18 protein-coding genes are annotated in these 18,978 nt (G+C 72.1%); 17 read left to right on the forward strand and 1 reads right to left on the reverse strand.

The window, feature by feature from the left end:
* A partial coding sequence (locus tag QIS99_RS29705) for an acetyl-CoA carboxylase biotin carboxyl carrier protein subunit (protein WP_349017273.1) occupies positions 1–160 on the forward strand: 160 nt, incomplete at its 5' end.
* 483 nt (positions 161–643) lie between these two features.
* Here QIS99_RS29705 and QIS99_RS29710 read toward each other — a convergent pair.
* Positions 644–1,576 (reverse strand): hypothetical protein, encoded by a 933-nt coding sequence (locus QIS99_RS29710; protein WP_282516818.1) that lies wholly within the window; start codon positions 1,574–1,576, stop codon positions 644–646.
* 361 nt (positions 1,577–1,937) lie between these two features.
* Here QIS99_RS29710 and QIS99_RS29715 point away from each other — a divergent pair, with 361 nt between their 5' ends.
* From QIS99_RS29715 to QIS99_RS29790, 16 genes are all read left to right on the forward strand, one after another.
* A complete protein-coding gene (locus tag QIS99_RS29715; RefSeq protein ID WP_282516819.1) occupies positions 1,938–3,224 on the forward strand; it encodes an MFS transporter in 1,287 nt (428 codons plus the stop codon).
* Positions 3,221–3,880 (forward strand): TetR/AcrR family transcriptional regulator, encoded by a 660-nt coding sequence (locus QIS99_RS29720; RefSeq protein WP_282516820.1) that lies wholly within the window; start codon positions 3,221–3,223, stop codon positions 3,878–3,880. The genes QIS99_RS29715 and QIS99_RS29720 overlap by 4 nt, the downstream gene beginning before the upstream one ends.
* 91 nt (positions 3,881–3,971) lie before the next feature.
* A complete protein-coding gene (locus QIS99_RS29725) occupies positions 3,972–5,537 on the forward strand; it encodes an acyl-CoA carboxylase subunit beta (protein ID WP_282516821.1) in 1,566 nt (521 codons plus the stop codon).
* A gap of 330 nt (positions 5,538–5,867) precedes the next feature.
* Entirely contained in the window at positions 5,868–6,197 is a 330-nt protein-coding gene (locus QIS99_RS29730) for a TcmI family type II polyketide cyclase (RefSeq protein ID WP_282516822.1), read from the forward strand.
* Complete coding sequence (locus QIS99_RS29735; RefSeq protein ID WP_282516823.1) at positions 6,194–7,465, forward strand: beta-ketoacyl-[acyl-carrier-protein] synthase family protein; 1,272 nt, start codon at positions 6,194–6,196, stop codon at positions 7,463–7,465. Before QIS99_RS29730 ends, QIS99_RS29735 begins: the two co-directional genes overlap by 4 nt.
* The gene (locus tag QIS99_RS29740) at positions 7,462–8,676 is read left to right on the forward strand and encodes a ketosynthase chain-length factor (RefSeq protein ID WP_282516824.1); all 1,215 of its coding nucleotides are present in this window, start codon (positions 7,462–7,464) and stop codon (positions 8,674–8,676) included. Before QIS99_RS29735 ends, QIS99_RS29740 begins: the two co-directional genes overlap by 4 nt.
* A gap of 31 nt (positions 8,677–8,707) precedes the next feature.
* Positions 8,708–8,971, forward strand: coding sequence for a phosphopantetheine-binding protein (locus tag QIS99_RS29745; protein WP_282516825.1), 264 nt, complete (start codon positions 8,708–8,710; stop codon positions 8,969–8,971).
* A 99-nt stretch (positions 8,972–9,070) separates the two neighbouring features.
* Positions 9,071–9,856 (forward strand): 3-oxoacyl-ACP reductase FabG, encoded by a 786-nt coding sequence (gene fabG, locus QIS99_RS29750; protein WP_282516826.1) that lies wholly within the window; start codon positions 9,071–9,073, stop codon positions 9,854–9,856.
* Positions 9,857–9,877: 21 nt separating this feature from the next.
* The gene (locus tag QIS99_RS29755; protein ID WP_282516827.1) at positions 9,878–10,813 is read left to right on the forward strand and encodes an aromatase/cyclase; all 936 of its coding nucleotides are present in this window, start codon (positions 9,878–9,880) and stop codon (positions 10,811–10,813) included.
* Positions 10,794–11,669 carry a 4'-phosphopantetheinyl transferase family protein gene (locus QIS99_RS29760; protein ID WP_282516828.1) on the forward strand — a complete coding sequence of 292 codons (876 nt, stop codon included), beginning with the start codon at positions 10,794–10,796 and terminating at the stop codon, positions 11,667–11,669. Before QIS99_RS29755 ends, QIS99_RS29760 begins: the two co-directional genes overlap by 20 nt.
* Entirely contained in the window at positions 11,624–13,105 is a 1,482-nt protein-coding gene (locus tag QIS99_RS29765; RefSeq protein WP_282516829.1) for an FAD-dependent monooxygenase, read from the forward strand. The genes QIS99_RS29760 and QIS99_RS29765 overlap by 46 nt, the downstream gene beginning before the upstream one ends.
* Positions 13,102–15,117 (forward strand): SDR family oxidoreductase, encoded by a 2,016-nt coding sequence (locus QIS99_RS29770; protein ID WP_282516830.1) that lies wholly within the window; start codon positions 13,102–13,104, stop codon positions 15,115–15,117. The genes QIS99_RS29765 and QIS99_RS29770 overlap by 4 nt, the downstream gene beginning before the upstream one ends.
* A 92-nt stretch (positions 15,118–15,209) precedes the next feature.
* Complete coding sequence (locus QIS99_RS29775) at positions 15,210–15,974, forward strand: SDR family oxidoreductase (protein WP_282516831.1); 765 nt, start codon at positions 15,210–15,212, stop codon at positions 15,972–15,974.
* Complete coding sequence (locus tag QIS99_RS29780) at positions 15,971–17,176, forward strand: MFS transporter (RefSeq protein WP_282516832.1); 1,206 nt, start codon at positions 15,971–15,973, stop codon at positions 17,174–17,176. Before QIS99_RS29775 ends, QIS99_RS29780 begins: the two co-directional genes overlap by 4 nt.
* Positions 17,177–17,220: 44 nt before the next feature.
* Positions 17,221–18,252 (forward strand): methyltransferase, encoded by a 1,032-nt coding sequence (locus QIS99_RS29785; RefSeq protein WP_282516833.1) that lies wholly within the window; start codon positions 17,221–17,223, stop codon positions 18,250–18,252.
* Positions 18,253–18,278: 26 nt separating this feature from the next.
* Positions 18,279–18,962, forward strand: coding sequence for a hypothetical protein (locus QIS99_RS29790; RefSeq protein ID WP_282516834.1), 684 nt, complete (start codon positions 18,279–18,281; stop codon positions 18,960–18,962).
* Positions 18,963–18,978 lie beyond the last annotated feature (16 nt).

The raw sequence follows: 18,978 nt of genomic DNA on the forward strand, positions 1-18,978 counted from the left end.
GGGCCAGGAGGTCAAGGAGGGCGACCTCGTCGTCGTCCTGGAGGCCATGAAGATGGAACAGCCCCTCAACGCCCACAAGTCCGGCACCGTCAAGGGCCTGACCGCGGAGATCGGCAACTCCCTCACCTCCGGCGCCTCCATCTGCGAAATCAAGGACTGACCTCCGCACACTGTCCGTACGAGGCCCCGGTCGGGCTTCAGCTGGGATCTTGCGGTGAACCCGGGGAACCCCGGTCGTTTACGACTCCGTTGGCGGCCGGGGTGAATCGCCTCGTGTGGGTGCGACGCGGAGCGTCGCGGTGGTGCCGTTTCCAGGATGCGGAGCATCCGCAGGGGCAGCCCGGTGGTGCCGGGGGCAGCGCGTGCACCAGCCGGGGTGTTTTGTAGAGACCCCGGACGTGTTCAACGCACGCGTCGACGACTTCTGGCGCGAGATCGACGACGGGCCCCTTCCGTCCTGATCCTCAAGCGCCTTCCAGCGGAGACTCCACCGTCCCACTCCGCCCGACGGCGGCGCACCGGCGGCCTCACACTCCAACTGGCCGCGCACTACGCCCACCCGGGGCGCGATGGGTGCGGTCACGAGGAGGCCCCCGGTCGCGCGCCGGGCACCTCCTCGTACGCGCACCGCAGCCGCCGGTGCTCAGCAGGCCGGTGCCGTGGCTCTCCGGGCGTGCAGCGTTCGGTGGACGTCCGTGCCGTGGTAGTACGTCCGCCCCGAGCGGCTGCGGCGGCGCCACTTCTCCGTGCTCGCATGCCGGTAGACACTGCCCGGCGGAATGGTCCACAGCCTCGCTATGTCCGCGGCCGTCAACCAGCGCACCGTGGCGGGCGCCTCCTCGCCCGGATCCTGCGCCGCCGCCCCGGCAGGCCCGTCCGCGCGGCCGTCGCCGCCGCGAGCGGCCGCCGCACCGATCCGGCGGCTCAGCTGCAACCACTCGTGCCCGAACCAGTGATGGGAGGCATCCTCCGTACAGCTGATCCTGGACGGCAGCTGCGGCTGCTGCACCCGCACCACGGCGGTGAGTTCACCCGAGCAGTCCGGCTCCACACAGCAGCCGACCGGGATACGCCGGCACGTCGACGGATCGATCACGTTGCGGGCCGAGCGCACCAGCCGAGCCACCTCGTCGCTGACCTCACTCGCCGCCGGATGAGCGGCGAGCCAGTCACCGTGGCGCGCCAGAAACTCCGTCAGCGCCCCCACCGCCCGGCGCGGACCGGCCAGGCCGCGCTCCTCAAGCACCAAGGTGGCCCACGCGCTGAGCACCGACAGGATCGACGAACGCACGTCGGCCGCACGCGCGTTGAACGGCATCCCGGGCAGCGGGCCGCCCGAGGTCTTCACGTCGCAAGGCCGGCCACCCGCCGCCGCACCGTCGAGATACAGCGCGCACTCCTCGTACAGGGCCGGCAACCGCTTCAGGTCGAGAACCAGACGTTCGCGACACGACGAGCACAGCCTGCAGCCGGTGACGGTGAGCCGCCGGGACCGGCCGTCCACCGCGCGGCGGTCACAGCCCACGCCCGTGCAGAGAGCCGTTGCCATGTCCGTCCGGATGGTCTTCTGATGCACTTCGACTCCTCACAGAGTTGTTCCCCTGCGAGCACGCTATTTCGGTCATCCGCATCGGCCCAAGGGCTTGAGGATGTTTCATGGCGGGCATGACGTATTCCGGAGAATCGGTGAATTCGTTTACCGGACGCTGACCTGAATTCACCTTCCCCTGCAGCGGGCGCGGATGGCGCGGTTGGCTTTTCGGTGACATGGATTGACCGCGATCTGACATGGAACTTCTTGACCCGCTGAACGCGGCCGAGGAAGCTTTCAGGCAGAGTCCCACGCCGTGTGCCCGTACGGCCCCGTGGAATTCCGGCCCGCCGCATCCGGGCAGTGCATCCGCTCCGGCGAAACCAGCCGCGTTCCCGAGGACACGATGAGATCCCCGTTCGCCGGCACGTTCCAGTCCCTGACCATCCGCAACTTCCGGCTGTTCGCCGCGGGACAGCTCGTCTCCGTCGCCGGAACCTGGATGATGGTCGTCGCCCAGGACTGGCTCGTCCTCTCGATGACCGATGACTCCGCATCCGCCCTGGGCGTGGTGACCGCCCTCCAGTTCGCGCCCCTGCTGCTGCTCTCCCTGCACGCGGGCGGCCTCGCCGACCGGCACGACAAGCGCCGCCTGCTGCTGGCCGCGAACATCGCCGCGGGGCTCCTGGCGCTCCTCCTCGGCCTGCTCGTGCTGAGCGGGGTGGCCGGGCTCTGGCACGTGTTCGCCTTCGCCCTCGCGCTGGGCATCGTCAACGCGGTCGAAGTACCGGCCCGTATGTCGTTCGTCAGCGAACTCGTCGGACCCGAGCTGCTGCCCAACGCCTCCGCGCTCAGCGCCGCGTACTTCAACTCCGCGCGCGTGCTCGGACCTGCCCTCGCCGGACTGCTGATCGGCTGGCTCGGCAGCGGGCCCGTGATGCTCCTCAACGCCGTGAGCTATCTGGCCACGGTCGTCGGCCTGCGCCTGATGCGGCCGGCGGAACTGCACCGCAGCGCGCGGCGGCCGCGCCGCGCGCCCGTCATGGACGGCATCCGCCACCTGACGGCGCGCCGCGATCTGCTGCTGCCGATGTTCCTGGTCGCCGTGGTCGGCATGCTGGGCCTCAACTTCCAGCTCACCCTGCCGCTCATGGCGAAGTCGGTGTTCCACTCCGACGCCACCGGCTTCGGCCTGCTCACCGCGGTCTTCGCCGCCGGCGGACTGCTCGCCGCGTTCGTCACCACCCGCCGCCGCGGCCGGCCCACCGCCGGGCTCGTCGTCGGCGCCGCCTTCGGCTTCGGAGTCGTGGAGGCCGCGGCCGGATTCGCGCCCACGTATGCCACGGCCGCCGTCCTGCTGTTCGGGGCGGGCTTCGGCTCCCTCTACTTCGCGCAGGCCGCGAACCACCGCATCCAGCTGGGCACCGACCCCGCCTACCGAGGCCGGGTCCTGGCCGTCTACACCCTGATCTTCCAGGGCACCACCCCGCTGGGCGCACTCCTCGTCGGAGCGCTCAGCGAAGCGTTCGGGCCACGCTCCGGACTCATCACCGGCGGCGCGGCCTCCGCGCTCGCGGCCGCCGTCGTACTCCTGGGCCAGGTCCGTGAAGTCCCGCCCGCCTCGCGACGCCCGGCACACGGCAGCCGCCGGACCCACCCGTCTCCACCCGCCATACGGAGGAAAACGCCATGACCACACAGCAGATCACCGCCCCGCGGGTGCAGGCCGGGCCCGCGGAGGAGCGGCAGGCCGTCATGCGGGCGGCGCGCACCGTGTTCGCCCGGGACGGCTGGGCCCGCACCGGTGTCCCCGCCGTCGCCGAGGAGTGCGACCTCGACGAGGCCACGGTCCTGCACTACTTCAAGGACAAGGAGCAGCTGCTGCTCACGGTCCTGCTCGAAGGCGCCGCCACCGTCGCCACCCGGCTGACGATCATCGCCGAGGACCACCTCACCGAGATCACCGGCCTGGAGAAGGACCTGGTCGCGCTCGGCCACGCCTGGCTGACTCCGCTGGCCGACTTCCCCGAGCACTTCGCCATCGTCCGCCACCTCGGCGCGGAGATCGCCGCGTGGCCGGCCGGGGTGGTGGAGATGTGGCAGAGCGCCGGTCCCCGGCAGGCCAACCGTGAACTCGCCCGCAGGCTGCAGCGGTTGGCCGACGACGGGCTGCTCTCGCTCACGGACGCCGGGCACGCGGCCGAACGGTTCGTCCAGCTGGTCGCGGGCGGTGTCGTGCAGCGCTCCTTCCACGGGGCGCTGCCGCTGACCGACTTCGAGACCGACTCGCTCATCGCCGCCGGCGTCGTGGACTTCATCCGGCTGTACGCCCCCGAAGGGCGCCGCTGACCGCTCCCGGCGGCCGGACCCGCGCCCGCCGTCGGCACGACGCCGTACGGCTCGAACGAGACCTCAACGACGCAGGGAGAGTGGATCAACCATGGGCACAGCGCAGGACTCGGTCCGGTCCCGGATCGAGGAGCTGACACAGATCAAGGACGCCGCCCGGCAGGGCCCGGACCCGGCGGCCACCGAACGCCAGCACGGCAAGGGAAAGCTGACCGCCCAGGAGCGGATCGACCTGCTCCTGGACAAGGGCTCGTTCAACGAGGTCGAACCGCTGCGCCGGCACCGGGCGACCGGCTTCGGCCTGGAGGACAAGAAGCCGTACACCGACGGTGTGCTCACCGGCTGGGGCACGGTCGAGGGCCGCACGGTCTTCGTCTACGCGCACGACTTCCGGATCTTCGGCGGCGCCCTCGGCGAGGCGCACGCCCAGAAGATCCACAAGATCATGGACCTGGCCGAGGCGGCGGGCGCCCCGCTCGTCTCGCTCAACGACGGGGCCGGAGCCCGGATCCAGGAGGGCGTGACGGCGCTGGCCGGCTACGGCGGCATCTTCCAGCGCAACACCAGGGCCTCCGGCGTCATTCCGCAGATCTCCGTGATGCTCGGCCCGTGCGCCGGCGGGGCCGCCTACTCGCCGGCCCTCACCGACTTCGTGTTCATGGTGCGCGAGACCAGCCAGATGTTCATCACGGGACCCGACGTCGTCAAGGCAGTCACCGGCGAGGACATCACCCAGAACGGCCTGGGCGGCGCCGACGCGCACTCCGCCACCTCCGGCGTCTCCCACTTCGCCTACGACGACGAGGAGGAGTGCATCGAGGACGTCCGCTACCTCCTGTCGCTGCTGCCCGCGAACAACCGGGAACTGGCGCCGGTGGCCCGCTCCGGCGACCCGGCCGACCGGCTGTGCGACGCGCTCCTCGACCTGGTGCCGGCGGAGGCCGGACAGGCGTACGACATCCGCAAGGTGATCGAGGAGATCGTCGACGACGGCGAGTACTTCGAGGTGCACCCGCTGTGGGCGACGAACATCGTGTGCGCGCTGACCCGCATCGACGGCCACGTCGTCGGCGTCGTCGCCAACCAACCCGCCGCCATGGCAGGGGTGCTGGACATCGACGCCTCGGAGAAGGGGGCGCGCTTCGTGCAGTTCTGCGACGCGTTCAACATCCCCCTGGTCACCCTCGTCGACGTGCCCGGCTTCCTGCCCGGTGTGGACCAGGAGCACAACGGCATCATCCGGCGCGGGGCCAAGCTGCTCTACGCGTACTGCAACGCGACCGTGCCACGCATCTCGCTCGTCCTTCGCAAGGCGTACGGCGGCGCCTACATCGTCATGGACTCCCGCTCCATCGGCGCCGACCTGGCCCTGGCCTGGCCGACCAACGAGATCGCCGTCATGGGCGCCGAGGGCGCCGCGAACGTCATCTTCCGCCGGGAGATCAACTCGGCCGACGACCCCGACGCGGTGCGCCAGGAGCGCATCGACGCGTACAAGAGCGAACTGATGCATCCGTACTACGCGGCCGAGCGCGGGCTCATCGACGACGTCATCGACCCGCGGGAGACCCGCACGGTCCTGATCCGCTCCCTCGACATGCTGCGCGCCAAGCACGCCGACCTGCCCTCGCGCAAGCACGGGAACCCGCCGCAGTGACGGCGTTCTCTGCAGTCAACCTGTCGATCTCGACGGGGATTTGAACATTCTTCCCTTGAACTGCGGGCGGAAAGCGAAGAATATTGATGACAACGTCCGGCGCTTTGTCGCTGGAGCCCGGCCCCGCAAAGTCGCCGGATTCCCTGAGTTCTTCGGGCTCCCTGAGCTCTCCGGATTTCCTGAACTCTCCCGATTTTCTGAGCTCTCCGGATTTCCTGAGCGTCGAATCGGCCGCCGGACATTCCGACGCGTCCCTCGCGTTCACAGCTGAGTTCCGGCCAGAACGTCCGGCATGTCGTACTGCCCTGTCTCAACTTGGAGAAACAACGCATGCACAGCAACCTGATCGTGGCCAGGATGGAACCCGGATCCGCAGTCCAAGTGGCCGATCTCTTCGAGGCGTTCGACGCCACCGAGATGCCGCACCGGATGGGCACCCGCCGCCGGCAGCTCTTCCACTACCGCGGCCTCTACTTCCACCTGCAGGACTTCGACACGGAGCACGGCGGTCAGCAGATCGAGGAGGCGAAGACCGACCCGCGCTTCGTCCGGATCAGCGACGACCTGTTGCCCTTCATCGAGGCCTACGACCCCGCGACCTGGCGCTCGCCCGCCGACGCCATGGCGACCCGCTTCTACCACTGGGAGGCGACGTCGTGAGCGGCCGGCGCGTAGTCATCACGGGCCTTGAGGTGCTGGCACCGGGCGGTGTCGGCACCGAGGCGTTCTGGTCCCTGCTCAGCGAGGGCCGTACCGCGACCCGCGGCATCACGTTCTTCGACCCGTCGCCGTTCCGCTCGCGCGTGGCCGCCGAGATCGACTTCGACCCGGACGCGCACGGCCTCAGCCCGCAGGAGAGCCGGCGGATGGACCGGGCCGGACAGTTCGCCGTGGTCGCCGCCCGCGGCGCCCTCGCCGACAGCGGCCTCGACCTGAGCGGACTGCCCCCGCACCGCACCGGGGTGACCGTCGGCACGGCCGTCGGCGCGACCACCGGGCTCGACGAGGAGTACCGGGTCGTCAGCGACGGCGGCCGCCTCAACCTCGTCGACCACACCTACGCGGTCCCGCATCTGTACAACCACTTCGTGCCCAGCTCGTTCGCCGCCGAGGTGGCCTGGGCGGTGGGTGCCGAAGGCGCGAACGCGGTGGTGTCCACCGGCTGCACGTCGGGCATCGACTCCATCGGGTACGCCGTCGAGCTGATCCGCGAGGGCAGCGCCGACACCATGGTCGCGGGCGCCACCGACGCACCCATCTCCCCGATCACGATGGCGTGCTTCGACGCGATCAGGGCCACCACCCCCCGGCACGACGAGCCGGAGCGCGCCTCCCGCCCCTTCGACGGCACCCGCAACGGCTTCGTGCTCGGCGAGGGCTCGGCCTTCTTCGTCCTGGAGGAGCTGGAGAGCGCCCGGCGCCGCGGCGCCCGCATCTACGCGGAGATCGCCGGGTACGCCACGCGCAGCAACGCGTACCACATGACCGGACTGCGCCCGGACGGCGCCGAGATGGCCGAGGCCATCCGCGTCGCGCTCGACGAGGCGCAGCTCGCCCCGGAGCGGATCGACTACGTCAACGCGCACGGTTCGGGCACGAAGCAGAACGACCGGCACGAGACCGCCGCGTTCAAGAAGAGCCTGGGCAGCCACGCCTACGCCACCCCGGTGAGCTCCATCAAGTCCATGGTCGGCCACTCCCTCGGCGCGATCGGGGCCATCGAGATCGCCGCGTCGACGCTCGCCATGACGCATCACGTGGTGCCGCCCACGGCGAACCTCCACGAGCCGGACCCCGAATGCGATCTCGACTATGTCCCCCTCACCGCACGGGAACACACCACAGATGCCGTGCTGACCGTCGGCAGCGGCTTTGGAGGATTCCAGAGCGCGATGGTCCTCGCCCGGCCGGAAAGGACCGCCGCATGACCGCCTCCGTAGTGGTGACCGGCCTCGGCGTCGTCGCCCCCAACGGCCTGGGCGCCGACGACTACTGGGCGGCCACCCGGGTCGGCAAGAGCGGCATCGGCCGCCTGAGCCGATTCGACCCCAGCCAGTACCCGTCCCGCCTCGCCGGCGAGATCCACGGCTTCCGGGCCGAGGAGTTCCTGCCGAACCGGCTGATGCCGCAGACCGACCGGATGACCCGCCTGGCGCTCGTCGCCGCGGACTGGGCCCTGGAGGACGCCGGGGTGCGCCCGCAGGAACTGCCCGCGTTCGACATGGGCGTCGTCACCTCCAGCGCGTCCGGCGGGTTCGAGTTCGGCCAGCGCGAGCTGGAGCGGCTGTGGAGCCAGGGCAGCGAGTACGTGAGCGCGTACCAGTCCTTCGCCTGGTTCTACGCCGTCAACAGCGGCCAGATCTCCATCCGGCACGGCATGAAGGGCCCGAGCGGGGTCGTCGTCAGCGACCAGGCCGGCGGCCTGGACTCCGTCGCGCAGGCCCGCCGCCAGGTCCGCAAGGGCACGCCCCTCGTCGTCTCCGGCGCCGTCGACGCCTCGCTCTGCCCCTGGGGCTGGGTGGCGCAGCAGACCAGCGGACGGCTGAGCACCGGCGACGACCCGGCCCGCGCCTACCTGCCCTTCGACGCCAGGGCGGCCGGACACGTCCCGGGCGAGGGCGGCGCCCTCGTCATCCTCGAACGTGAGGACCTCGCCCGCGCGCGCGGCGCCAAGGTCTACGGCCGGATCGCCGGATACGGGGCCACGTTCGACCCGAAGCCGGGCAGCGGACGCCCGCCCGCGCTGGGCAAGGCCATCGAGCTCGCCCTCGCCGACGCCGGCGTCGACGCGGCCGACGTGGACGTGGTCTTCGCCGACGGCGCGGCCGTCCCCGACCTCGACCGGGCCGAGGCGGACGCGCTGAACGAGGTGTTCGGGGCCCGGCGGGTCCCGGTGACCGTGCCCAAGACCATGACCGGAGCCCTGTACTCGGGCGCCGGCGCGCTCGACCTCGCGACCGTCTTCCTCGCCATGGAAGAGGGGCTCGTCCCGCCCACCGTGAACGTCGAGCCTGCCGACGAGTACGGCCTGGACCTCGTGGTGGGCCAGCCCCGCACCACCGAGGTGCGCACCGCGCTCGTCCTCGCCCGCGGGCAGGGGGGCTTCAACTCCGCGCTCGTGGCCCGCTCCGCCGACTGACCCACCCTCACGCAAAGGAACCGAAACCGCCATGGCCCACAAGGAATTCACCCTCGACGACCTGCGCCGCATCCTGATCGAGGCGGCCGGCGCCGACGAGGCCGTCAACCTCGACGGCGACATCCTCGACACGGACTTCGAGTCCCTGAACTACGAGTCGCTCGCGCTCCTGGAGACCGGCGGCCGCATCGAGCGCGAGTACGGCATATCCCTCGACGAGACCACGCTCAGCATCACGCACACCCCGCGCTCGCTCATCGAGACCGTGAACGGCGCCCTCGCCGCCCTGGTCTGACCGCACACAGCGGGCGTCGACCACCGCGCACCGCCGCGCACCGCCGCGCTCGACCGCACCACGTACAGAGTTCACATCGGACCACTGGAGACGACAGACATGCCAGAGCAGGAGAAGCGGGTCGCGCTTGTCACGGGAGCCACCAGCGGGATCGGCCTCGCCGCCGCCCGGCTCCTCGCCCAGCAGGGCCACCGGGTGTTCATCGGGGCGCGCGACGCCGACAACGTCGCCGCGACCGTCAAGGAGCTCCAGGCCGAGGGCCTGGAGGCCGACGGCCGGACCGTGGACGTCCGTTCCGCCGAGGACGTACGGGCCTTCGTCACCGCCGCCGTCGACACGTACGGCGGCGTCGACGTACTGGTCAACAACGCCGGCCGCAGCGGCGGCGGCGTCACCGCCGACATCGCCGACGAGCTGTGGGCGGACGTCCTGGAGACCAACCTCACCAGCGTCTTCCGCGTCACCCGCGAGGTGCTCAACACCGGCGGCCTGCGGAACAAGGACCGGGGCCGCATCATCAACATCGCCTCGACGGCCGGCAAGCAGGGCGTCGTACTCGGCGCCCCGTACTCGGCGTCGAAGCACGGCGTCGTCGGCTTCACCAAGGCCCTCGGCAACGAGCTGGCGCCCACCGGCATCACCGTCAACGCGGTGTGCCCGGGCTACGTGGAGACCCCCATGGCGCAGCGCGTACGGCAGGGCTACGCCGCCGCGTACGACACCAGCGAGGACGCCATCCTGGAGAAGTTCCAGGGCAAGATCCCGCTCGGCCGGTACTCCACGCCCCAGGAGGTGGCCGGACTCGTCGGCTACCTGGCCTCCGACACGGCGGCCTCCATCACCGCGCAGGCGCTCAACGTCTGCGGCGGACTCGGCAACTTCTGACCTGCCTCAAGGGAGCTGAACATGACCATCCGTGAGGTCGAGCACGAGATCACCGCGGCCGCACCGGCCGAGACGGTGTACCGGCTCATCGCCGAGGTCGAGAACTGGCCGCGGATCTTCCCGCCGACCATCCACGTCGAGCACGTGGAGCGCGGTGCGAACGACGAGCGCATCCAGATCTGGGCCACCGCCAACGGCGAGCCCAAGAACTGGACTTCGCGCCGCACCCTGGACCCCGGCAGCCTGCGCATCGACTTCCGCCAGGAGGTGTCGACCCCGCCCGTCGCGGCCATGGGCGGCGCCTGGATCATCGAGCCGCTCTCCGCGACGGAGTCGAGGATCCGGCTGCTGCACGACTACCGGGCGGTCGACGACGACCCCGACAGCCTGAAGTGGATCGACGAGGCCGTCGACCGCAACTCCCGCTCGGAGCTGGCCGCGCTGCGGACCAACGTCGAACGGGCCCACGCCGAGGACGAACTCACCTTCTCCTTCGAGGACTCCGTCACCGTCGACGGCGCCGCCAAGGACGTCTACGAGTTCATCAACGAGGCACAGCTGTGGTCGCAGCGGCTGCCCCACGTGGCCACGGTGCGCCTGACGGAGGACACCCCCGGCCTGCAGACCCTGGAGATGGACACGCGCGCCAAGGACGGCTCCGTGCACACCACCAAGTCGTACCGGGTGACGTTCCCGCACCACAAGATCGCCTACAAGCAGGTGACCCTGCCGGCCCTCATGACGCTGCACACCGGCTACTGGACGTTCACCGAGACCGACACCGGCGTCACCGCGTCCTCCCAGCACACCGTCGTCCTCAACACCGCGAACATCGCCCGGATCCTGGGCGAGGACGCCACGGTCGCCGACGCCCGCGCGTACGTGCACAACGCGCTCAGCACCAACAGCAAGGCCACCCTCGGGCACGCGAAGGCCCATGCCGAGGGCCGGCGCTGACGCGAGCGGGCCAGGGGCGCCGACGCCGCCGCGCCGTGTACTGCGCGAACCGGCCGAACTCTCCCTGTGGTTGATCCGCCCGCCGTTGCCGGACAGCCCCGCAGCGGGCCGTCTCGCGGCCCACGAGCTCGACGAGGCCGAGGCACGGCGGGCGGAGCTGTTCGTACGTCCCCAGGACCGGGTGCAGTACCTGTCCGCGCACATCGCGCTGCGACGGATTCTGGCGGCCTCCACCGGATACCCGCCGGACCGGCTGCGCCTGGGACGGGAACCGGGACCGCTGTGGGCGCACCGCAGGAACAAGCCCGTACTGCTGTATCCGCCCGCACCGGTGCACTTCTCGCTGTCGCACAGCCACGGACTGATCCTCATCGGCACGGCCGCCGCCGTCGTCGGGGTGGACGTCCAGCGCATCCCGTCGCCGGGCACGGTCGAAGTGTGCGGGCCGGCGCTGCACCCGGCCGAGTGGCGTGAGCTGCGCGCCCTGCCGCACGCCCAGCGGCAGGGTGCCTTCGCCCGGCTGTGGACCCGCAAGGAGGCCTACCTGAAGGGCCTCGGCACCGGCCTCGGCCGCGGCCCCGCCCGCGACTACCTGGGCGCCGGCACCGACGCCGACGCCCCGCCGGGCCCGCCGGGCTGGGTCGTCCGCGACGTCCTGGCCGGGTCCCAGCACGCGGCCGCCGCCGCCCTGGCAACCCCCACGGAACCCGTCATCACGCTGCGTTCGGTGCCCGTGGCGTGCCTGTACGGCGGCGCGGCCGGACAGCCGCTGTCCGCGGCACCGCTACTCGCTTGGAGAAGGAGAGGTTCATGGACGCTTCGGTGGTCGTTGTTGGAGCGGGACCCGCCGGGCTGATGCTCGCCGGGGAGCTACGGCTCGCGGGGACCGACGTCACGGTGCTCGAACGCCATCCCCGGCGCACCGGGGAGTCCCGGGGGATCGGCCTGACCATCGGCACCATGGAGGTGTTCGACCAGCGCGGACTCCTGGCCCGGCTCGGCGCCTACGAGACCGGCACCATGGGGCACTTCGGCGGCCTCCCGCTGGACATGGGCATCCTCGGCGCCGCCCACGAGGCCGCCCGCACCGTCCCGCAGTCCGTCACCGAGGAGGCCCTGGAGGCGTGGGCCACGGACCTCGGCGCCGACATCCGCCGCGGCCACGAGGTCGTCTCGCTGCGGGACGACGGCGACGGCGTGACGGTGACGGTGCGACATGACGACGGGCAGGAGGAGATACGCGCCCGCTTCCTCGTCGGCTGCGACGGCGGGCGCAGCACCGTACGCAAGGCCGCCGGGTTCGACTTCCCCGGCACGGCGGCCACCACCGAGATGCTCCTCGCCGACCTGCGCGGCGTGGAGCTCGAACCGCGCATGACCGGCCAGCAGGTCGGCGGCGGCTTCGTGATGGTCGCGAAACTCGCCGGCGGCATCCACCGGGTCATCGTCGGCGAGCACGGCATCCCGCCGCGGCGGCGCACCGGACCGCCCGCTTTCACCGAGGTCGCCGACCTCTGGAAGCGGCTCACCGGCACCGACATCGCGCACGCGGAGCCGGTCTGGGTCAGCGCCTTCGGCGACGCCACCCGGCAGGTCACGGAGTACCGGCGCGGGCGGATCCTGCTGGCCGGCGACTCCGCCCACGTCCACCTGCCCGCGGGCGGCCAGGGCATGAACACCAGCGTCCAGGACGCGCACAACCTCGGCTGGAAGCTGGCCCTCGTCCTGCGCGGCGACGCCCCCGAGGCGCTGCTCGACACGTACCACACCGAACGCCACGCCGTGGGGCAGGGGCTGCTCGCCAACACCCGGGCGCAGAGCCTGCTCGTCCTGGGCGGCGAGGAGGCCCAGCCGCTGCGCAGCGTGCTCGCCGAGCTCATCGAGTACCCGGAGGTCGCCCGCCACCTCGCGGCCAAGGTCAGCGGCCTCGACATCCGGTACGAGGCCGGCGCCGGCGGCAACCCGCTGCTCGGCCGACGGCTCCCGCATCTCCCGGTCACCACCCGGGCCGGGGACACCACCAGCACCGCGCTGCTGCGCACCGGCCGCGGCGTGCTCCTCGACCTCGACGACAACGCCGTGCTGCGGCGCCGCGCACAGGGCTGGCGCGACCGCGTCGACCTCGTGACCGCCACCCCCGGCCCGGTCCCCGAAGGCAGCCCGCTGACCGGCACCACCGCCGTGCTGCTGCGCCCGGACGGGTATGTGGCCTGGGCGGCGCCCGGCAGCCACCACGACCTGGCCACCGCCCTGAACCGCTGGTTCGGACCGGCCTCGGGACAGGGCCGATGACGCCGTACGAACAGGACGCAGACGTCGTCGTGGTGGGCGCGGGGCCCGTCGGGCTGTTCCTCGCCGCCGAACTGCGCGGCGGCGGTGCCCGCACCCTCGTACTGGAGCGCCGCACCGAGCCCAGCGGCGAGTCCCGGGCCTCGGTCCTGCACACCCGCACGATGGACATCTTCGCCGACCGCGGCCTGCTGCCCCGACTCGGCGAGCTCCCGCCGGTGGGCCCGGGGCACTTCGGCGGCCTCCGACTCGACCTGGCCGAAGCCGACCCGGACCACCCCCTGGCCGGTCAGTGGGAGTGCCTGCAGCACCACTTGGAGGCGGAGCTGGAGCGCCACGCGCTCGACCTGGGCGCCGAGATCCGCCGCGGCCACACCGTGACCGGCCTGCGGCAGACCCCGGACGGCGTACGGCTCGACGTACGGGGCCCGGACGTCGAGCCGTACACCGTCACCGCCGGATACGTGGCCGGCTGCGACGGCGAGCGCAGCACCGTGCGGGAACTCGGCGGCTTCGAACTCGCCGGGCGCGCCGCCGACAAGGTGATGCTGCGGGCCGACGTCGCCGGGCTCGACATCGACAACCGGCGCCTGCAGCGCTTCCCCGACGGGATCGCCACCGCGTACCGCAGGCCCGACGGCACCACCCGGCTGATGGTCCACCGGTTCGGCGTCCAGCCGGACGGCGAACCGGACTTCGACCAGGTGAGCGCCGCCTGGGCGGACGTGACCGGCGAGGACATCCGGCATGGCCGGGCGCTCTGGCTGAACCGCTTCGACAACACGTCCCGGCAGGTCACCGAGTACCGGCGGGACCGGGTGCTGCTCGCCGGGGACGCCGCGCACCTGCAGATGCCGGTCGGCGGACAGGCCGTCAACCTCGGTCTGCAGGACGCGGCCTGCCTCGGCCGGCGGCTCGCCGGCACGGCCACGTCGGGCGCCCCGCCCGAGAGCCTCGGCTTCTACCACGCGGCACGCCACCCGGTCGGGGCCCGCACCCTGACCAACATCCAGGCGCAGGCACAGCTGCTGTTCGGGGGCGACGAGGTCACCGCCGTACGGGAAGTCCTCGGCGAAGTCCTGGAGTTCGGGGCGGCCCGCCGTCACCTGGCCCGCATGATCAGCGGCCTCGACGTACCCGCCGACCCGCCGCCCGACCCTCCGCCCACGGACCCGCGGCCCGCCGGCCGCGGGCCCGCAGGCCCGCCCGCTGGGCGGCACCCCTCGACCACCCACCGACCCGGAAGGCCACCCGTGGACAGGCTCACCGACAAGACCGCCCTCGTGACCGGCTCAAGCCGCGGCATCGGCAGGGCCACCGCCGTCCGCCTCGCCCGCGAGGGCGCCCTGGTCGCCGTGCACTACGCGGCGAACGACGAGGCGGCCGACGAGACCGTCGCCCTCATCGAGAAGGACGGCGGCCGTGCCTTCAAGGTCCGGGCCGAACTCGGCGTCCCCGGCGACGTGCACGAGCTGTTCCTGGGCCTGGAACGCGGCCTCAAGGAGCGGACCGGGGACACCCGCCTCGACATCCTGGTCAACAACGCGGCCGTGACGTCGACGGGTTCGGCGCCCGAGGACCTCACCCCCGAGGAGTTCGACCGCTGCTTCGCCGTCAACGCGAAGGCGCCGTACTTCATCGTGCAGCGGGCCCTCGGCCTCATGCCGCACGGCGGGCGCATCGTCAACATCTCCACCGGCGTGACCCGCACCGCCGTGCCCGACCAGCTGGCCTACGCCATGACCAAGGGCGCCGTCGAACAGCTCACCTTCCAGCTGGCGCGCGTCATCGCGCCGCGCGGCATCACCATCAACAGCGTGGCGCCGGGCATCACCGACAACGGCGGCGCGATCTTCGACAACGCGGACGCGGTCGCGGCGATGTCGCAGTTCTCCGCGTTCAACCGGGTCGGCGAGGCCGGTGACGTCGCCGACGTCATCACCTTCCTGACCACCGACGAGGCCCGCTGGATCACCGGCGCCTTCATCGACGCCACCGGCGGCACGCTCGCCTGAGCCTGAGCCTGAGCCTGAGCCTTAGCCCGAGCCTGAGCCCGAGCCCGAGCCCGAGCAGCCCCACCCAACTCGACCAGTGTGAGAGGCAAGCCATGTCCGCCGACACCGCGCGCATCGCCGTAGTCACCGGCGCCAACAAGGGGATCGGCCGTGAGATCGCCCGGCAGCTCGCCGAGCGCGGCCTGACCGTCTACCTGGGGGCCCGGGACGAGCAGCGCGGCCGCGCCGCCGCCGACGCGCTGCGCGCCGAAGGCCACGACGTGAGGTTCCTGCACCTCGACGTCACGGACGAGACCTCCGTCGCCCGCGCCGCCGGACGCCTCCAGGAGGAGTCCGGAGTCCTGCACGTCCTCGTCAACAACGCCGGCATCGGCGGCCCGATGCAGCCCCCCAGCGAAACCCCCGCCGAGCAGGTGCGCGCCGTCTACGAGACCAACGTGTTCGGCGCCATCACCGTGACCAACGCCCTGCTGCCCCTGCTGCGCAAGGCCCCCTCCGCCCGGATCGTCAACGTGAGCAGCGCGATCGGCTCGCTGTCGGCGGCTGCCGCGAACCACGACCCGACCGGAGTGCACCCGCCCGGACAGTTCCCGGTGATGCTCTCGTACGCCACGTCGAAGAGCGCCCTCAACGCGGTCACCCTGGCCTACGCCAACGAGCTGCGCGGCACCGGCATCCTCGTCAACGCCGCCTCCCCGGGCTTCGTCGCGACCGACATCAACGGCCACCACGGACAGCTCACCACCGAACAGGGCGCGCACATCCCGGTGCTGCTCGCCACCCTCGACGACGACGGGCCCACCGCCCGGTTCCTCGGCGAGGACGGCACGCCCGAAGGCCAGGTGCTGGACTGGTGACCACCACCACCGGCGCCGACACCCGGGCGGTGCACGGGAGTTGGAGCCCGCGGCAGTGGACGCGGCTCCTGGTGCTCTCCGGCAACATGCTGCTCGACGCCGTCGAGGTGTCCGTCGTCCTCATCGCGCTGCCCACCCTCGCCGGCCGGTTCGGCCTCACACCGTGGGGCGCCCAGTGGCTGATGAGCGGCTTCGCCCTCGGCTTCGCCGCGCTGCTGCTGCTCGGGCCCGTCCTGTGCGCCCGCATCGGACGGCGCCGCGCCTACCTGGGGGCGATGCTGCTGTTCGGCCTCGCCTCCCTGGCCGGCGGGTTCGTCGGCGGGCCCGCGCTCCTCGTCGCGATCCGGGTCGTCAAGGGCTGCTGCGCGGCACTCACCGCGCCGACCGGACTCGCGATCATCAACGACCTGTTCCCCGAAGGACCGCAGCGGCGGCGGGCCCTGTCGGTGTACTCCCTGTTCGGCGCCGCCGGGTTCACCGCGGGACTGCTGCTCGCCGGCGCGCTCCTGGAGACCAGCTGGCGCTCCGTCTTCGTGTTCCCCGCACCCCTCGCCCTGGCCCTCCTGGCCGCCGGGGCGTACGTGCTGCCCCGGGACCGGGTCGCGCCGCGCCCCCGGCCGCCCCGCCCCGCGCTGCTGAAGTCCGGCGCACTGGCGCGCTCCGCCCTGGGCGCCGCCGTACTCAACGGCACCTACCAGGCGGTCCTGGTCCTGCTCGTGTTCCGGATGGCGGCGGACCTGGCCTGGTCGCCCTGGCAGACCGCGCTCGCGCTGCTCCCGGCCTGCCTCCCGCTGGCGCTGACCGTGCCCTTCGCCGGCCGGTTCATCGCCCGCCACGGCACCCGCCGGCTCATCACCCTCGGCGCGCTGTTCCCCCTGCTCGGCTACCTGCTCGCTCTCGTACGGGCCCAGGACGCCTCGTACCTGTCCGGCATGCTGCCGACCCTGCTGCTGGTCGAGGCCGGTTTCTGCTGCGCGTTCGTCGCCCTGAACGCGCAGGCGACGGCCGGGCTCGACGCTTCGGACCGCAGCGCCGCCGTCTCCGTCTACCAGGCCTGCGTGCAGCTCGGCGCCGCCGTGCTGCTCCCGCCGGTCGCGCTCCTGCTGCCCCAGGGCCCACGACCGGCCCTGCTCCTGATCACGGCCGTCGGCGCGATCGGCCTCCTGGCCGCGCTCGCCCGGCGCCCGCACCCCGCCCCATGACGCTCCACCCCACCCGCTCCACCCCCTCAAGGAGGCATACCGCAATGGCAGTCGAATCGACCGACAGCTCCGTGCACCCCGGCCCGGTCATGGGCCTGATCCTCGGCTCGTGGCAGTCCCGGATGCTGCTCGCGGCCGTCGAGTACGACCTGTTCACCGAAGTGGCCAAGGGCCCGGCGACCAGCGCCGAGCTGGCCGAACGCCTCGGCCTGGTCGAGCGCGGCACCAACGACCTGCTCGCCGGGCTCGTCCACCTCGGCCTGCTTCAGTCCACGGACGGCACCTTCGCCAACGCCCCGGTCAGCGACGCGTTCCTGGTCAAGGGCCGCCCCGCCTACCTCGGCGGCTACCTGCACTTCTGCGAGCAGGAGCTGAACCCCGCCTGGAACGGTCTGGCCGACTCGCTGCGCACCGGCAAGCCGCAGAACCAGGCAGCGGTCATCGGCAACCCGTACGACACCCTGTACGCGGACGCGGACGCCACGGACGGCTTCCTCGACAGCATGGACCTGCTCAACGCCCCCATCGCGCAGGCCCTGAGCCGCTTCGACTGGAGCGGCTACGAGTCCTTCGTCGACATCGGCGGCGCCCGCGGCAACTTCGCGCACCAGGTCGTCACGCACAACCCGCACCTCAAGGGCGCCGTCTTCGACCTGCCGCCCCTCAAGCCCGCGTTCGACCGGCACATGGACCGCCTCGGCGACACCGCCGGCCCCGTCACCTTCCACGGCGGCGACTTCTTCAAGGACGACCTGCCGCAGGCCGACGTCCTCGTCTTCGGCCATGTGCTGCACAACTGGGGCGTCGAGGACCGCGTCGCCCTCCTGAAGCGGGCCTACGACGCCCTGAAGCCCGGCGGTTCCGTCTTCGTCTACGACCCGATGGCGGGCGGCGACCAGCCCTCGATGCACGGGGCGCTGGCCGGGCTCACCATGCTCGTCTGGTCCCGCGGCGGCCACGAGTACGCCGCCGACGACCTGCACGGCTGGCTGCGCGAGGCAGGGTTCGAGCCGGAGACCGTCGAGGTCGACGGGCTGCACGACGACGTCCTGGTCATCGGCCGCAAGGCCGCGTAGCCCCCACGGACCCCAAGGAGCCGACGATGCCCATCACTTCGGACGTCAGGCCGGACCTCGGCCGCCCCGACGTCACCGCCGCACTGGTCGAGGAAGCCGTCCTCGGCGACCCCCGGCACCTGGAGACCGCCGCCGCGGCGGTCCTCGCCCACTGGCAGGCCGCCGAGTGGCCCGCAGGGCTGCTGAGCCTGTCCCTGTTCACCGGCACCGACGGCACGTCGCTGCTGGCCTACGCCCAGTGGGCGGCCGGCCCCGGGAGCCAGGACGTCCTGATCAAGGCGTACGCGGCCCTGCGGCCCGACTGGCGCTCCCTTGGCCTCACCCCGGGCGAGCCCCAGGCGGTCGAGCTGTACCGCCGCGTGCAGCCCACCGAACTGCCGGACCCCGTACCGCCGGTCGGCTGCTACCCGGCCGCGTTCTTCGCCATGAACGACGGCGACACGGCCCGCGCCTGGGTCGACGGTCTGCTCGGCACCGAGGAGAAGACCGTCGGGGAGGACCGCGCCTACCCGGGTGCCATCGCCGCCAACTTCCATGTCTCGGCGGACGACTCCGGGATCTTCCTGCTGTCCGAGTGGGCCTCGGAGGCGGAGGCGCTCGTCCACATCAAGGCGGAGATCGAGCCGCTGCTCGCGTACATGGGGCAGGCCGAGGCCGGAGCGGGCCGCCGCTATGCGTTCCACGCGTCCCTCGCCGCGACCGCCGGCTGAACACCCCACTCAGGAA

The organism is Streptomyces solicavernae, from assembly GCF_029968095.1.
GTDB lineage: Bacteria > Actinomycetota > Actinomycetes > Streptomycetales > Streptomycetaceae > Streptomyces > Streptomyces solicavernae.

Bases quoted from the DNA above. Each gene is read 5' to 3' on its own strand.
- QIS99_RS29760 (WP_282516828.1), top strand. From the start codon at position 10,794: ATGCCGAGGGCCGGCGCTGACGCGAGCGGGCCAGGGGCGCCGACGCCG.
- QIS99_RS29730 (WP_282516822.1), top strand. From the start codon at position 5,868: ATGCACAGCAACCTGATCGTGGCCAGGATGGAACCCGGATCCGCAGTC.
- QIS99_RS29745 (WP_282516825.1), top strand. From the start codon at position 8,708: ATGGCCCACAAGGAATTCACCCTCGACGACCTGCGCCGCATCCTGATC.
- QIS99_RS29770 (WP_282516830.1), top strand. From the start codon at position 13,102: ATGACGCCGTACGAACAGGACGCAGACGTCGTCGTGGTGGGCGCGGGG.
- QIS99_RS29755 (WP_282516827.1), top strand. From the start codon at position 9,878: ATGACCATCCGTGAGGTCGAGCACGAGATCACCGCGGCCGCACCGGCC.
- QIS99_RS29790 (WP_282516834.1), top strand. From the start codon at position 18,279: ATGCCCATCACTTCGGACGTCAGGCCGGACCTCGGCCGCCCCGACGTC.
- QIS99_RS29725 (WP_282516821.1), top strand. From the start codon at position 3,972: ATGGGCACAGCGCAGGACTCGGTCCGGTCCCGGATCGAGGAGCTGACA.
- QIS99_RS29740 (WP_282516824.1), top strand. From the start codon at position 7,462: ATGACCGCCTCCGTAGTGGTGACCGGCCTCGGCGTCGTCGCCCCCAAC.
- QIS99_RS29765 (WP_282516829.1), top strand. From the start codon at position 11,624: ATGGACGCTTCGGTGGTCGTTGTTGGAGCGGGACCCGCCGGGCTGATG.
- QIS99_RS29720 (WP_282516820.1), top strand. From the start codon at position 3,221: ATGACCACACAGCAGATCACCGCCCCGCGGGTGCAGGCCGGGCCCGCG.
- fabG (WP_282516826.1), top strand. From the start codon at position 9,071: ATGCCAGAGCAGGAGAAGCGGGTCGCGCTTGTCACGGGAGCCACCAGC.
- QIS99_RS29775 (WP_282516831.1), top strand. From the start codon at position 15,210: ATGTCCGCCGACACCGCGCGCATCGCCGTAGTCACCGGCGCCAACAAG.
- QIS99_RS29715 (WP_282516819.1), top strand. From the start codon at position 1,938: ATGAGATCCCCGTTCGCCGGCACGTTCCAGTCCCTGACCATCCGCAAC.
- QIS99_RS29785 (WP_282516833.1), top strand. From the start codon at position 17,221: ATGGCAGTCGAATCGACCGACAGCTCCGTGCACCCCGGCCCGGTCATG.